At 64.6% G+C, this 13,244-nt stretch carries 13 protein-coding genes; 3 read left to right on the top strand and 10 right to left on the bottom strand.

The window, feature by feature from the left end:
* Nucleotides 1-4: 4 nt before the first annotated feature.
* From AR689_RS14415 to AR689_RS14390, 6 genes are all read right to left on the bottom strand, one after another.
* Complete coding sequence (locus AR689_RS14415) at nucleotides 5-868, bottom strand: ABC transporter ATP-binding protein (RefSeq protein ID WP_197412888.1); 864 nt, start codon at nucleotides 866-868, stop codon at nucleotides 5-7.
* Nucleotides 865-1,968, bottom strand: coding sequence for a FecCD family ABC transporter permease (locus AR689_RS14410; protein WP_062071228.1), 1,104 nt, complete (start codon nucleotides 1,966-1,968; stop codon nucleotides 865-867). Before AR689_RS14410 ends, AR689_RS14415 begins: the two co-directional genes overlap by 4 nt.
* On the bottom strand, nucleotides 1,968-3,074 hold the full coding sequence (locus AR689_RS14405) for a Fe(3+)-siderophore ABC transporter permease (RefSeq protein WP_062071226.1): 1,107 nt from the start codon (nucleotides 3,072-3,074) through the stop codon (nucleotides 1,968-1,970). The genes AR689_RS14410 and AR689_RS14405 overlap by 1 nt, the downstream gene beginning before the upstream one ends.
* Nucleotides 3,075-3,956 carry a siderophore-interacting protein gene (locus AR689_RS14400; protein ID WP_062071224.1) on the bottom strand — a complete coding sequence of 294 codons (882 nt, stop codon included), beginning with the start codon at nucleotides 3,954-3,956 and terminating at the stop codon, nucleotides 3,075-3,077.
* The gene (locus tag AR689_RS14395) at nucleotides 3,953-4,906 is read right to left on the bottom strand and encodes an ABC transporter substrate-binding protein (RefSeq protein WP_231745532.1); all 954 of its coding nucleotides are present in this window, start codon (nucleotides 4,904-4,906) and stop codon (nucleotides 3,953-3,955) included. Before AR689_RS14395 ends, AR689_RS14400 begins: the two co-directional genes overlap by 4 nt.
* 135 nt (nucleotides 4,907-5,041) lie before the next feature.
* A complete protein-coding gene (locus AR689_RS14390) occupies nucleotides 5,042-5,884 on the bottom strand; it encodes a helix-turn-helix domain-containing protein (protein ID WP_231745531.1) in 843 nt (280 codons plus the stop codon).
* A 40-nt stretch (nucleotides 5,885-5,924) separates the two neighbouring features.
* Here AR689_RS14390 and AR689_RS14385 point away from each other — a divergent pair, with 40 nt between their 5' ends.
* Nucleotides 5,925-7,748 (top strand): ABC transporter transmembrane domain-containing protein, encoded by a 1,824-nt coding sequence (locus tag AR689_RS14385; RefSeq protein WP_231745530.1) that lies wholly within the window; start codon nucleotides 5,925-5,927, stop codon nucleotides 7,746-7,748.
* A gap of 47 nt (nucleotides 7,749-7,795) precedes the next feature.
* Nucleotides 7,796-9,541: an ABC transporter ATP-binding protein gene (locus AR689_RS14380; RefSeq protein WP_197412960.1), complete on the top strand. Its 1,746-nt coding sequence runs from the start codon at nucleotides 7,796-7,798 to the stop codon at nucleotides 9,539-9,541.
* On the opposite strand, the gene AR689_RS14375 is transcribed toward AR689_RS14380, so the two are convergent.
* Nucleotides 9,524-10,390: a spermidine synthase gene (locus AR689_RS14375; RefSeq protein ID WP_231745529.1), complete on the bottom strand. Its 867-nt coding sequence runs from the start codon at nucleotides 10,388-10,390 to the stop codon at nucleotides 9,524-9,526. The two genes, AR689_RS14380 and AR689_RS14375, sit on opposite strands and share 18 nt — an antisense overlap.
* A gap of 181 nt (nucleotides 10,391-10,571) precedes the next feature.
* Between AR689_RS14375 and AR689_RS23355 the strand changes: the two genes are divergently transcribed.
* Nucleotides 10,572-10,742, top strand: a complete 171-nt coding sequence (locus tag AR689_RS23355) for a hypothetical protein (protein WP_197412887.1) — start codon at nucleotides 10,572-10,574, stop codon at nucleotides 10,740-10,742.
* A gap of 33 nt (nucleotides 10,743-10,775) precedes the next feature.
* Here the strand turns inward: AR689_RS23355 and AR689_RS14365 are convergent, their stop codons facing one another.
* From AR689_RS14365 to AR689_RS14355, 3 genes are all read right to left on the bottom strand, one after another.
* Entirely contained in the window at nucleotides 10,776-11,636 is an 861-nt protein-coding gene (locus tag AR689_RS14365; protein WP_062073807.1) for a ferredoxin family protein, read from the bottom strand.
* A 119-nt stretch (nucleotides 11,637-11,755) separates the two neighbouring features.
* Nucleotides 11,756-12,961 carry a cupin domain-containing protein gene (locus tag AR689_RS14360; RefSeq protein ID WP_231745528.1) on the bottom strand — a complete coding sequence of 402 codons (1,206 nt, stop codon included), beginning with the start codon at nucleotides 12,959-12,961 and terminating at the stop codon, nucleotides 11,756-11,758.
* Nucleotides 12,962-12,975: 14 nt separating this feature from the next.
* Nucleotides 12,976-13,200, bottom strand: coding sequence for a hypothetical protein (locus AR689_RS14355; protein ID WP_062071214.1), 225 nt, complete (start codon nucleotides 13,198-13,200; stop codon nucleotides 12,976-12,978).
* Nucleotides 13,201-13,244: the final 44 nt, after the last annotated feature.

Below are 13,244 nucleotides of genomic sequence, written 5' to 3'. Positions count from 1 at the left end.
CGGTTCAGAGCGGGATCACCAGCGGCGTGTGGCTCACGGGGTCGTCGATCACGATGCACGGCAGGCCGAACACGTGCTCCACCAGCTCGGCCGTGACCACATCGGCAGGCCGGCCCTCCGCAACTACTGCCCCGTCCTTCATGGCAATCAGGTGTGTGGCGTAGCGGCAGGCATGGTTGAGATCGTGGAGCACGGCCACCAGGGTGTTGCCATCCCGATTGAGCCGCCGGAACAGTTCCAGGAGCTCGATCTGGTGCGCGATATCCAGGAACGTGGTGGGCTCGTCCAGGAGCAATAAAGGGGTTTGCTGTGCCAGCACCATGGCCACCCACACGCGTTGCCGCTGCCCACCGGAGAGTTCGTCCACCAAACGGCCGGACAACCCGTCAACATTCGTGGCTTCCAACGCCTTAACTACGGCGGCTTCGTCGGCCTCGGACCATTGACGCAACAGCTTCTGGTGCGGGTAGCGCCCCCGGGCCACGAGGTCCGCCACGGTAATTCCATCGGGCGCTATGGAGGTTTGCGGCAGCAAGCCAAGAGTGCGGGCGACCTCCTTGGCCCCGTAGGACGAGATGCTCTTGCCGTCCAAAAGCACAGACCCCGAGGTTGGCTCCAGCAGCCGGGACAGCGCCCGCAGCAGTGTCGACTTACCGCAGGCATTTGGCCCCACGATCACCGTGAACTCACCATCGGGAATGCGCACGTCGAGGGCCTGGGACACCGTGCGGCCCGCGTAGCCGAGGCTCACTTTCTCGGCGCGGAGGCGGGCGGAACCCGCGGGGCGTGCCGAACCCGGCACCGAGCCAACAGAAACAGGAACATCCACCACATCAGTCACAGCAATCTCCTTCAATTCTTCACTCATTGCCGCTTCACCTCACGGGCCAGGAGCCACACGAGATAACAGCCGCCGATGCTCACTGTCACTACGCCCACGGGCAGTTGGATGGGGGCGAAAAGGTTCTGCGCCACGATGTCGCTGGCCACCAGCAGGAACGCGCCCATGGCAGCGGACGGAACCATTCCCACCGACGCGGACCGGGTCAGTCGCCGCGCCAGTTGAGGGGCGGCCAAGGAAACGAACGCGATGGGGCCAGCCGCGGCGGTGACCATCGCGGTCAAAGCCACGCCCACCACTGCGAGGACCAGCCGCGAGCCTTCCAGCCGAACGCCCAAGGCCCGGGCGGCGTCGTCGCCCATTTCCAAAAGGCCCAATCGTCGGCCGTAAAAGGCCAGCACCACCAGCAGCACCACAAAGACGATCAGCACCGGCAGCACCTGCTCCCAGCCGATCTTGTTCAAGGATCCAGCACCCCAGACGGCAGCAGACATTGCCTGCTCCAAGGACGCCTTGAGGATCATGAAGGTATTCACCGACGCCAGCATGGCACTCACGGCGATGCCGGCGATGATGAGCCGGAAACCCTGGATGCCCTTCTTGTAGGCAAACAGGTAAACCAGAGCGGCCGTCACCAGCCCACCCACCATCGCACCGGCAGACACCGCAAAGTAGCCGCCGCCCATCAGGAGGATCACCACCAGCGCGCCCGTGTAGGCACCCGTGTTGAAGCCGATCACGTCCGGGCTTCCCAGCGCGTTGCGGGTCAGCGATTGGAAGATTGCCCCGCTGATCCCCATGGCCGCCCCCAATAACAGGGCCAGGAGGACGCGGGGCAATCTCCACTCCACCACCACCATGTGCACGGCGCCGCTGGAGTTTCCCAGCAGCGCAGAGACAACGTCCGGTACCGCAACGCTGAACTCGCCCAGGCCAAGGGCGACGACGGCGAGCGCCAGGGCGGCGGTGACGAGGACAGCGGTGACAATCAGGGTGCGGACGTCGAGGCGAAGGGAGATGCGTCCGCCATAGCGGCGGACGGCGAGGGTTCGCCGGCCGAAGTCGATGGGTGGGGCCTGTTTGATGGGCCGGGCCTGTTTTTGGAATGTCGCGGGATCGGTGCGCATCACAGCGTGCTCACTTTCCGGCGTCGAATGAGCCAGATGAGGACGGGCGCGCCAACGAATGCGGTGATGATTCCTACCTGCATTTCGCCGGGGCGGAGAACAATGCGCCCCACGATGTCGGACACCAGAAGCAGTACTGGCGAGAGCACCAGAGTGTAGGCCAGAATCCAGCGCTGGTCCGGGCCAACAATCCACCGGGCTACGTGCGGGACCATGAGGCCCACGAATCCGATGGGCCCAGCGGCTGCGGTCGCGGCACCGCAGAGCAGGGTCACTGACACGATGGTCCAGATGCGGGTGCGAACGATGTTGGCACCAAGGGACTTGGCGGTGTCGTCGCCCATGGCCACGGCGTTCAGGGGCCTGGCCATGGCCAAAGCGATGACCGTTCCAACAAGGATGAACGGCGCCACGGTGGTGAATATCTCCCACGTGCGGTTGCTGAGTGTTCCGGCGCTCCAACTGCGCATGCTGTCGAAAACAGCCGGGCGCAGGAGCGTGATGCCGGACGAAATACCTCCGAGGACTGCTCCGAGGGCAACCCCGGCGAGGGTGAGGCGGAGCGGGGTGGCCCCGCCCCTCCCCCGTGAGCCGATGAAGTACACAGCCACGGTGGCCACGACCGCTCCAAAGAAGGAAAACCAGATGTACTCCTGGATGCTGGTGACTCCGAAAATCGCAACGCCGAGGACCACGAAGAACCCGGCACCTGCGTTGACGCCCAGGATGCCAGGGTCCGCCAACGGGTTGCGTGTCAACGCTTGGATCAGCGCCCCGGACAGTCCCAGGGCAACGCCTACCACCACGCCGGTGACGGTTCGGGGCAGGCGGAGATCGTGGATGATCACGTGATCCGGCGAGGCATCGTACGCCGTGATGGCGGGCCAGAGAGCGGCCAGGTCAATGTCCTTTGAGCCAACCACCAGGCTCAACCAGAGAACCATGGCCAAAGTTCCACTTGCTGCGAGCAATCCCAGAAGGCGGTAGCGGTTCACTGAGGCGAGGCCCGCAGGGCGCGCGCCGGCAGGTGAAGCCGGCGCCGCGTCCTGCGCTTCAGCCGCTGAGGCTTCGGCTATGGAACGCGGCGCCATGGTTCCCGATGCCATTTAGAGGCCCAGCAATTCGAACTTGGCGTCCTGCAGGTCCACGATTTCCTCGCGATCGCGCTTCTCGTTGGACCAGAGGTCGTCGAACCAGCGGCGGGTTTCGGCGTCGAGGTTTTCCCAGCGCTCTTCCCAGGCCTCGCTCTTGTCCGTCCAGTAGCCGATCAGCTTGTAGGACTCGGGCGTGAGCTTCTTCTCATGCCGGAGGTACTTGCGGATTCCGCGCAGCACCTTGGTTTCGCCGGCCACCCAGATGTAGCCAACCCCGCCGGGGAACTCCATGGAGCGCAGGACCTCATCCAGTCGGGACTGGCTGTGGCCGTTCCCGCCGTAAATCCAGGCGACTTCGGTTCCGGCTCCGAGGGCGAGTTCCTGTTGGTGCGATGGATCCTCAACCTCGATCAGGACACGGGTGCGAACACCGGGCGGCGTTTGCTCCACGAGGCGCGCGACTGCCGGGAGGCCGGTGGCGTCGGCCAACAGGATCTGCCACTGCAGCCCGGTCGGCGGTTCATACAGTCCAGTGGGCGAGTTGAGCCCGACGGCGTCACCCACCTGGGCGCGCTGCGCCCAGGAAGCTGCCAGTCCGCCGTCGTGCACGACGAAGTCAATGTCCACGGTCCCGGCCGTGGCGTCCACACCGCGGACCGTGTACGTCCGCATGGCGGACGGCTCGACGCCTTCGGACCAGTCCCAGGAGTCGCCGGTGGAGATGGGGAGGCGGGCTTCATGCGTGCCCGGATCGGGCAGGAAGACGCGGAGGTATTCGTCGCCAACACCCGTGGTGTCAAAGCCGGCCAAGCCGGGTCCGCCGAACGTAATCCGGACCATTCCGGGGGTGAGCAGGCGGGTGGAAATGACCTCGGCCCGGTAGATGCTCATCATGACAAGAGCGCCTTTTCGAACTTCTCCAGGAGGGCGTACTGGCCGCTGGGCGAGCCGTAGATCATTTCGAGGTCATAGGTGTGGATCTGCTTGTTGGCCACGAAGGGCAGCGAGGTCCACAGCTTGTTGTTGGCCAGCGGAGCGAAGGCGTCCGGGTTGGCGCCGTCCTTCTCGGGGACCTCGGTGGTGATGATGGCATCGATGCCGTTGAGCTGTTCGAGCTGCTCGGCGCTGAGTTTAACGCCCTCGCCGTCGGCCAGTGGGGAAACCTTCAAGCCGAGGTCCTTGATGACCAGGCACGGCGTTCCGTAGCAGCTGACCGATACTTGGTCCTCGTAGTAGTCCACGGGGCCGATCACCAGGTTGCTTTTGCCTGCCTCGGCCAGACGCTTCTTCACGTCATCAACCTTGGCCTGGTACTTGTCCATCCAGGCCTGGTACTGCTCGGTCTTGCCGAAAGCCTCGGCTACCGTCTTGAACTTGGTGCGCCAGTCGCTGCCGTCGAAGCCGTTGAACGTGTAGGTGGGGGCGATGTCGGAGAGCTTGCCATCAAGCTCCTTCTCGTAGCCCAGGCCGTTCAGGATGACGTCCGGCTGTGCTTTGAGGATGGCCTCGAAGTTGAATTCCGGGTAGTTGGTGAACGGCGTGATGCCCTTGAGGGCGTCCTGGTCGAAGAAGTACGGGAAGCCCGAGTAGCCGCTGTCACGGATGGGCTGCTGGCTGGCGAGCGGGATGCCGAGCGTGATGAGCATGTCCAGGTCCGTGGTGTACATGCCCAGGGCTTTCTTCGGTTCCGCGGGGATGTTCACCTCTTTGACCTCGCTGGTTACCGTGCGGGTCTCCGATTTTGCGCTTGCACTGGCATCGGTGGTGGCGCAGCCGCTCAAAAGCAAAGCTGCGGATGCCAAGGCCGCAACGGCGGCAGACATGGTTCTAGTGCGTGAAATCAATGCGGTCCTCTTGATTCTCAGGGGAGACGGAGAGCTCCCGTTGGTAGCCGCGGCCCGATGTCGGGCTCATTCAGCGACTACCGAAGTTAGGTATACCTACCCTAACAACGCTGAGGGATTGAAAACCGATGGATTCTATTCGGAACCGGCCAAAGAGTGATGGTTTCCGGCCTTAAGCGAGGATACGTACCACCCCGGCGTGTGCCCCATGACCTTTCGGAACACTTGGACGAAGGCACTGGGATTGTTGTAGCCCACCCTCCTGCTGACCGAGGAAACCGGGTAACCGGCGGCCAGCAATCCCAAGGCAACGCGCACCCTGGCGTGGATGCGCCACTGGGCAAACGTCATGCCCGTTTCCTTATGGAACAGGCGGGACAAGTTACGGACACTAATGGACACTTCAACGCTCCAATCCTCCAACGAACGGTCCAAGGCCGGGTCATCCAGGAGGGCGCGGGCGATGAGTTCCAGCCGCGGATCGGTGGGCATGGGCAACAGCATCGGCCGGGCATCCACAACATCGAGCAGCCCCAACACCACCTGCTCAGAACCCTTCCTCAGGGAGTCATCCATGTCGAAAGTGCTCATATGGCGCAACAGTTCCTGCGCGGCAGTGGGCACAGTGACAGCCACGGTGCGGCTCGCCAAGTGCGGCGCCACCTGCGCATCAATGTGGGAGCAATAGAACCCCGTACCCTGCGTTGACTTCACGGCGTGAACCACGCCCGCAGGAATCCAGAGCCCCAACGTTGCCGGGACGGCAAAGAAACCACCATCGGCCTCCACCGTCAGCACACCCCGCGCACCCCACAGCAGCTCATGGGTTTCGTGGACGTGCTCAGTCCAGGTAGCTGGCGTGGCGCACTCGAAATATCCGGTGTACACGCCGTAGACCTGCGGCGACGTCTCCTCCTCGGGGAGGGCATCCGGAGGGAGGGCTGCCTGTCCGGATTGCGATACAGCTTGGCGGGTCATCTGGCCTTCTTGAAGTTAGGTGAGCCTTACTATGGTAAGCATGCCCTCCAGTTCTTCCCTTCCGTCCTGCCCACCGGGGCGTAACACGTCAACTCCCTGGACGGCTTCCCGTCTCTTCACCTTCACCCTTTTGGCCAACGGCCGCTGGAAGTTGCTACTGGTGGGCTGCGCGGGCTTCATTTTGCATCAGGTCAGCGAGGCACTGGTCCCGGCCACCATCGGCGCTGCCGTTGACAAAGCGATTTCACCGCACGACGCCGGCGCCCTCCTCTGGTGGCTTGGCGCCCTGGCTGTGGTCTTCGTGGTGCTCGCCCTTTCCTGGCGTATCGGCACCCTCGCCACCAACCGTTCCTTCCTGTACGGTTCGCACGATCTTCGGCAGTTGTCAGTGGAACGCACTCTGCACCCGCGAGGCATGGCGGCCAGGCGTGCCCCCGGCGAAATCGTTGCAATCGCCTCCTCCGACGCTGACAGGGTTGCCGGCTTGTCCTGGCTCATCGGCGGTGGCCTTGCAGCCGCAGCCGGCGTCGTCACCTCAGCCGTGACTCTGCTGCTGATTTCGGTCCCTCTGGGCATCGCAGTCCTGGTGGCCACGCCCGTCATGCTGGTGGTGATGCAGCGCCTCACCAAACCGTTGGAGGACCGCAGCGATGTTGAACAGTCCTCTGCGGCCCGCGCCGGCGCACTGGCTACGGACTTCGTCACAGGGTCACGTCCCCTCAAGGGCCTCGGTGCCGAGGAGGCAGCCGTGACCCGCTATACGGCCGCCAGCCGGACGTCCCTTCTGGCCGGCCTGCGGGCGGTCCGCTCCAGATCCGCCTACAACGGCGCGAGCACCGCCCTTTCCGCGGCGTTCCTGGCAGGTATTGCCTTCTTCGCAGCCTGGTTCGCCGTTCAAGGCAGCATTACGGTAGGGCAACTGGTGGCGGTTGTTGGCGTGGCCCAATTCGTCCAAGGGCCCATGGCCGCCCTTGGCTTCCTCAGCGTGGAACTCGCACGCAAACGCGCCTCGGCCGTACGCACAGCGGTGTTGCTCACGGAACCGGACGCGGTGCCGGCACCGGAGCCGGAAGAACGCACGACGACGACGGCCGGCTCGGCTTCCAGCGTCGCCGCATCTCGTGAACCCGCCCCACTGCCTGAAGCTGCCCCGTTGCGTGAACCCGCCCCACTGCCTGAGCCAGCCCCGCTGCTCGAGCTCCGCCCGGGCTCCGGCGGCGCTGCATTCCCGCCCTTCACGGCCGCTGCCGGGGAAATCGTGGGCGTGGTTCTTCCCGACGGAACACAAGCGAGGCTCTTGGTGGACACGCTCGGCTTCCGCACACCCGCACCCCGTGGCCTGGTGTCCATCGACGGCCAGGACGCGGCAGACCTGGATCCTGTCCATGTCCGTTCGAGGGTATTCGCCGACAGTCACGACGGCGTGCTGTTCCGCGGCAGTGTCCGCGACAACGTGGCAGTAGCCAATGCCCCGCTGGACGAGCGGGCCATGGCTGCGGCCGCCGTCGGGGACTTTGTCTCGCAACTGCCGGAAGGCACCGAAACTGTACTCACTGGAGGCGGCCAAAGCCTGTCAGGCGGCCAACGGCAGCGGCTGGTTCTAGGCCGTTCGCTGCACCAAAAACAACCGGTACTGGTCCTGCATGACCCCACTACCGCCGTCGACACCGCAACCGAAGCCGTGATCGCTGATGGCTTGCGGAACTTCCCTGACAAAGCCCTGGTACTGGTGACTACCAGTCCCACACTGCTGGCTGTCTGCCATCGGGTGGTGATGGGTGGGGGCGGCGCAGCACCTGAAAGCGGCACCCACCGTGAACTCCTGGCCACGTCCACCGGCTACCGCGAGGTGGTGGGCTCGTGAGCACCGACATCCTCCCCATTGCCACGCCCCGCGAGACCAGGAGGGCCATGTGGCGCCTCCTGGCTCAGCGCCCTGGCAGGCTCACCTTGACGGTGTTCGTCCTGCTGACGGCGGCCTGTTGCGGGCTGGCCGCACCGGCCATCCTGGGCATCATGGTCAACATCGCAGCCAGCGGCGGCGACGTCATGTCCCTCCTGTGGCTGGCCATCGCCTTGCTGGTTGCCGGTGGACTCGGCGCCCTGCTGGGCATCCTGGGACAGAACCTGCTGGCCAGGATCTGCGAGGAAGCCCTGGCCGGGCTGCGCGAGGAAGTCTTCGCCGCGGCCGTCCGAAAGCCGCTGAATCACCTGGAAAAAGCGGGCATCGGCGATGTGGTGGCCCGCGTGTCCGGTGACGTGGAGGCCGTCAGCGAAGCCATTTCCGGCGTGCTGCCTGCGTTCACCAGCGCAGCCTTCACCATTGCCGTGACGTTGCTGGGCCTGGGTGTCATCGACTGGCGCTTCGCCGTGGCTGTCCTGATCGCCGCACCCTTGCAGGTGTTCACCCTTCGCTGGTTCCTCAAACGAACCGCTCCCATCTACCGGACGGTCCGGATCACCGAAGCAAACCGGACCGAACAGATCATTGAGACCGTTCACGGCTCACCTTCCGTGCTGGCCCTGGGCCTCGGCTCCCGTCACGCTGACTTGGTGGCGGCCGCCTCCCGGGAGAACATCGGACATGCGCTCAAGGGCGTCAACTACCTGACCCGCTTCTACAACCGCCTCAACCTGGCCGAACTCATCGGCCTGTCCGCGGTGCTGGTGGTGGGGTTCTGGCTGCATGCCGAGGGAACCGTGACCATCGGCGCGGCCACTGCTGCCGCATTATACTTCTACCGGCTGTTCGATCCCATCGGCTTGGTCTTGGGACAGTTCGATGAACTGCAGAAAGCCGCAGCAGGATTGGGACGCATGTTCGGACTGACCATGTCCGCGAAGCCGGAGACTGTCGCGGCGTCAGCCCCGGCCGGCACTACCGGGGCCGGTACTTTCCGGGGAACCGACGCTGGAATCGACGCTGGAATCGTCCTGGAGGATGTCACCTTCGCCTACCCTGGCCAGCGCCCCGCGCTGAACGCCGTCTCCCTGACCGTCAAGCCGGGTGAGCGCGTAGCTATCGTGGGTACCTCCGGCGCCGGTAAGACCACTCTGGCCAAGGTCATCATGGGCTTGGAACACCCCCACAGCGGCACCGCCTGGGTGGGTGGACTGGACTCTGCCGCTGCCGCTCCCGCTGAGCTTCATGAACGGATTTCGATGGTCAGCCAGGAGGTACATGTCTTCTCCGGAACGCTCGCCGAGGACCTCCTGCTCGCCAAACCCGGTGCTTCCGCGGAGGAACTTTCGTGCGTCCTGAAGGCGGTTGGGGCTACGTGGGTTGTAGCGCTCGACGACGGACTGGAGACTTCCGTAGGGGCCGGCGGCCATCAACTCACACCGGAGCAGGCCCAACAACTTGCCTTGGCACGGCTCATGCTCAAGGACCCGCCCATTGCAGTCCTCGACGAAGCCACCGCAGAGGCGGGAACCGGTTCTGCCACCATGCTGGATCAAGCGGCGGAGGCTGCGTTGACGGGACGAACCTCAGTAGTGATCGCGCACCGGCTGTCTCAGGCAGCTTCGGCGGACACGGTGGTGGTCATGGAGCAGGGGCGGATTGTGGAATCGGGTTCGCATCAGGAACTGCTGGCAGCCGAGGGCCGCTACGCCCACTTGTGGGAAGCCTGGAACAGCTCACTCAGCCGAAGCTGAAGGGCCCTCCCCCAGCGTCTCCACCGGAGGGTCGTGCCGTACCGGGATTCCTTGGGCGAAGGCTCGTACTTTGGCGTCATCCCAGATGTGCGCAGGGACGCCTCCGCCCAGGAGCCTGCGGGCGAGGGTGGGGTCGTCACCGAACGGTGCGTGGCTGCCGGCCATGATCATGTTGCCGTACCGCCGGCCCTTGAGCATGGCGGGATCGGCAATGATCATGGTGTGCTCGAACGTGTCCGCGATGGTGGCGGCGTCGGCCCGAGCATTCTTGAGATCCGGCGCGTCCCCGGAGTTGACCACGTACAGGCCATCGGGGGCGAGGACCGAGTCCGCATGGGCCGTGAACTCGCGCGTGGTCAAGGCACGGGGCGTGAAGGCTCCGGCGAAAACATCCCGAATGATGAGGTCCCGGCTGTCCGGGGTGAGGGACTCCGTGACCTGCCGGGCTTCACCCACGCGGATCCGTAACAGGGGCGCTTTGGGAAGATCGAACCAGCCACGGACGTAGTCGGCCAGCTTGCCATCAAGCTCCACCACCACCTGCCGCGCTTCGGGGTAAGCGGCGTGGAAGTACCGTGCCATGGAGCAGGCCCCTCCGCCCAGGTGCAGGGCACGCAGTTTGGGCTTCTGTTCCCGGGGCCACCGGGATTCCACCAGTGCCGCGATCCAGCGCATGTATTCAAAGTCGAGGAACAGCGGATCGGCGAGGTCTATGTGTGAGCTCATGACGCCGTTGATCTTGAGCAGCCAGCCGTTGGAGTTGTCCTGGTCCTGGAGCAACTCGCAGTCGCCGGTATCGATGTAGTAGACGCCGGCCACCGGTCCGTCAATGCGGGTGCCGGCAGGCACCTCGACGACTCCCGGCGTCGATCTCTGGGACCTTGCCTTGCTGGATTTACGGGGTTTCGCCACTACTTCGGCCCTGCCTGAGTCATGCTTCAACCCTAGTGGAGCACTGCCTGACCTCGACTCACACCGCAAAGGTAAGGCTACTTACCGTTTAGTCGTCAAGAGCCATATGATTTCCTACATGGAACTGGGAGCATCCGTATGGATGGAGGTGTTGACGGTGGCAGTCGCCTGGCTGACCGTCGTCTGCCTCCTGCTGGCCCGAGTGCCCAAGCCGCCGAGCCTGCTTGACACGCCGCTGGACGGTTCGCCCCTGGATCCGGATCGACCCGAGGGCCCGGAATTGCGCTGACGCTTTGTAGCCCGTGTCCGCCGCCCGTTGGTTTCAGACACTCCGAATGGACATCGGCTGGTAGACCATCACCGAGCCCGCGGACGGCGCCAGGCACGTGAGCTGATACGCAGGTGAGCGGCGGACCTGCACTTCCACCTCGATATGCGCCGGATGGGGCGGCCTGCCGGTGACGTGAATGCGCCACCGCTCGCCCTCGCCCGTGTTTTCCCCGATCTGATGCCGGGTTTCAGTGACTTGGTAGTCGTGGCGGCCGGCAGGGCCAAAACGTCCGAGCACAGCGGCGATGGCGGCTTGTTGAGGTGGGGAGAGATCCGTGTATCCCCGCAAATACCCCGCGTCAATGCGCCCGGCAAGATGGCTCTTGATCGTGGCGACGGATGACTCGGCGTCGAGACCTCCGTAGTACACCCCGTCCGGAACCACCACTGCGTTGGCCGCGAACCTGTCCCCGCCAACATGGGAACACTCCCACACCAGCTCCGGCCACAGCTCGCTGAGCGCACGGCCCACGGGCCGGCCACGCACTGCGCAACAGGGGTCATGCCGGCCATGCACGCAAATCAGGATGACCGGCGGAAGACCGGGGTTTCCAGGGGACGCCAGTGCTGCAACAATCCCCGCAAGATCCCCGTCCTGCTCCCACGATCCCCACAGCTGCTGGTAGTCCCCGGAGCTGTGATATCGCAGTACCGCCCACCTCTGAAGACCATGCCTCGGGCGGGGACCCGGTTTCCGCACCAAGAGAACCCGCGCACCCGCCATCCGCGCCGCAGAGGATACGAGGGCTTTGGTCCCGGCTTCAAGATCAAGGCCCTCAAAACCGTTGGGAGGCCAGCCGCCCCGGTGCTCTATGAGGACCCAAACGAGGCCGGGCGATGCCGTGCCTGCCATCGAGTCGCCGCGCACGCGGGCGCTGTTGGCGCAGAAAAAACCTTGAGTTGCGGCCACCGGGGAGGTCACTGTTTTGTCAATCACTCCTCGACTCCGTCAATCACTGCTGGGTCTGCCAATCACTGCTGGGCGGGGACAAGAACTCCTGCGCGCAACAGCCTTTCCACCAGTTCAACCCCCAGATCTATTGCGAGGTGATCCCCTCCACCCAACAGGCGTTCCACGGCCGGTAAGTCTGCCTCAGAGAAGTCGAGCCAACCCACGCGGGTAGTCAAGCGTGATCCCTCGATCCGCGTTTCCAATGCGTCCCGGAGCCGCACCAATGTCTCAGGGCCGAGGCTCTGAACGGCCGCGAGTTGGGCCACCGGACCAAGCGGAGCCGGGCGTCCTTGTCCCCTCCGTGCGCGTTGGAAGAGGGAAGAGACATCAGCCTCAAGGACGGCCGACGCAAGGCGTTCACGGACTGCGGCGATTTCGCCCTCGGGTCCATCCACGCCCAACGGCAGGGACCCGCGCATCTCCGGATCGTCGCACAGCGCTGCAAGTGCCGCCTGTGCGAGGTGCTCAGCCAACGTGTGCCGAGTCCAGCTGTGGACTCCCAGGGTGAGATGGATCGAAACTTCGCCTTGCGCCTGGGCAGCATGCAGCCAACCACGGGGAAGGTAGAGGACATCGCCGGGTTCGAGGACGGTGTCGATGTAGGCGGGGCTTTGAGCAGCCTCGGCCACGGCGGAGCGGTGATCGGTCCACGGCTGGCTGCGCAACGGGTCCACGTGGACCGGCTCGTGGATGATCCAGCGCTTGGTTCCTTCGATCTGCAGAACGAAGACGTCGTGGACATCGTAGTGATCGTCAAAACCACGGTTCTGAGGAGGGGTGATGTACGCATTAGCCTGCACGGGATGCCCGAGCTCGGTGCTCAACTGACTGCTGAAGCTCAACACGGGGTCCCAGGTGCGATGCAGCGCCTGCAGGACGAGGGTTGCTCCGTCAGCGAATTTGCGCCACAGCGCGGTGTCGTCGAGCTGATCCGAGATGGTAGCGCCTACGCCTGCCGGGGAAGTGAACGAAGATTCCGGAAGGGTGGAACCGCCCTTCGCGACGCGAAGGAACGGTGTCCTCAGTCCGCGGCGCGATATCAGTTCGTCCACTGCATCGGCAGAAAACACATCGGAGAAATCGCTGACGCCACGGCTAAGCAGGGCGGTGCGCCCCCACACCTCGCTGGCGAACCTCTCAAGGCCCATGTCAATCAGGCGCGTTTCCAGGACCCCGGCGCCCTTCACTGCGCCCGGGTCCTGGAGGTCAGTGCTGGTAGTGCTCAAAGCTGGCCGCCCTGTTATCCAGCACCACCGTCGGCACCACCGTCAGCACCGCCGTCGGCACCACCGTCAGCACCGCCGTCATGAGTGCCAGGAACGCCGGCCGCGCCGCCGTCCGCGGGGCCCTCGGCCCCACCATCAGCGCCACCGTCGGCACCGCCGTCGTGAGTGCCGGGAACGCCGGACGCGCCGCCGTCCGCGGGGCCCTCCTGCTGGGTTGGATCCTGCTCTGGATCAGACATGCTTCCTCCCGAGAATCGAATGGCGTACTCGGGCTCCGATTTCG

It is taken from the genome of Arthrobacter sp. EpRS71 (genome assembly GCF_001512285.1).
In the GTDB taxonomy this organism is placed as follows: Bacteria; Actinomycetota; Actinomycetes; order Actinomycetales; family Micrococcaceae; genus Arthrobacter.
This window is presented reverse-complemented; position numbering and strand designations above follow the sequence as displayed.

Bases quoted from the DNA above. Each gene is read 5' to 3' on its own strand.
- AR689_RS14415 (WP_197412888.1), bottom strand. From the start codon at position 868: ATGAGTGAAGAATTGAAGGAGATTGCTGTGACTGATGTGGTGGATGTT.
- AR689_RS14410 (WP_062071228.1), bottom strand. From the start codon at position 1,968: ATGCGCACCGATCCCGCGACATTCCAAAAACAGGCCCGGCCCATCAAA.
- AR689_RS14405 (WP_062071226.1), bottom strand. From the start codon at position 3,074: ATGGCATCGGGAACCATGGCGCCGCGTTCCATAGCCGAAGCCTCAGCG.
- AR689_RS14400 (WP_062071224.1), bottom strand. From the start codon at position 3,956: ATGATGAGCATCTACCGGGCCGAGGTCATTTCCACCCGCCTGCTCACC.
- AR689_RS14390 (WP_231745531.1), bottom strand. From the start codon at position 5,884: ATGACCCGCCAAGCTGTATCGCAATCCGGACAGGCAGCCCTCCCTCCG.
- AR689_RS14385 (WP_231745530.1), top strand. From the start codon at position 5,925: ATGCCCTCCAGTTCTTCCCTTCCGTCCTGCCCACCGGGGCGTAACACG.
- AR689_RS14380 (WP_197412960.1), top strand. From the start codon at position 7,796: ATGTGGCGCCTCCTGGCTCAGCGCCCTGGCAGGCTCACCTTGACGGTG.
- AR689_RS23355 (WP_197412887.1), top strand. From the start codon at position 10,572: ATGGAACTGGGAGCATCCGTATGGATGGAGGTGTTGACGGTGGCAGTC.
- AR689_RS14365 (WP_062073807.1), bottom strand. From the start codon at position 11,636: ATGGCAGGCACGGCATCGCCCGGCCTCGTTTGGGTCCTCATAGAGCAC.
- AR689_RS14355 (WP_062071214.1), bottom strand. From the start codon at position 13,200: ATGTCTGATCCAGAGCAGGATCCAACCCAGCAGGAGGGCCCCGCGGAC.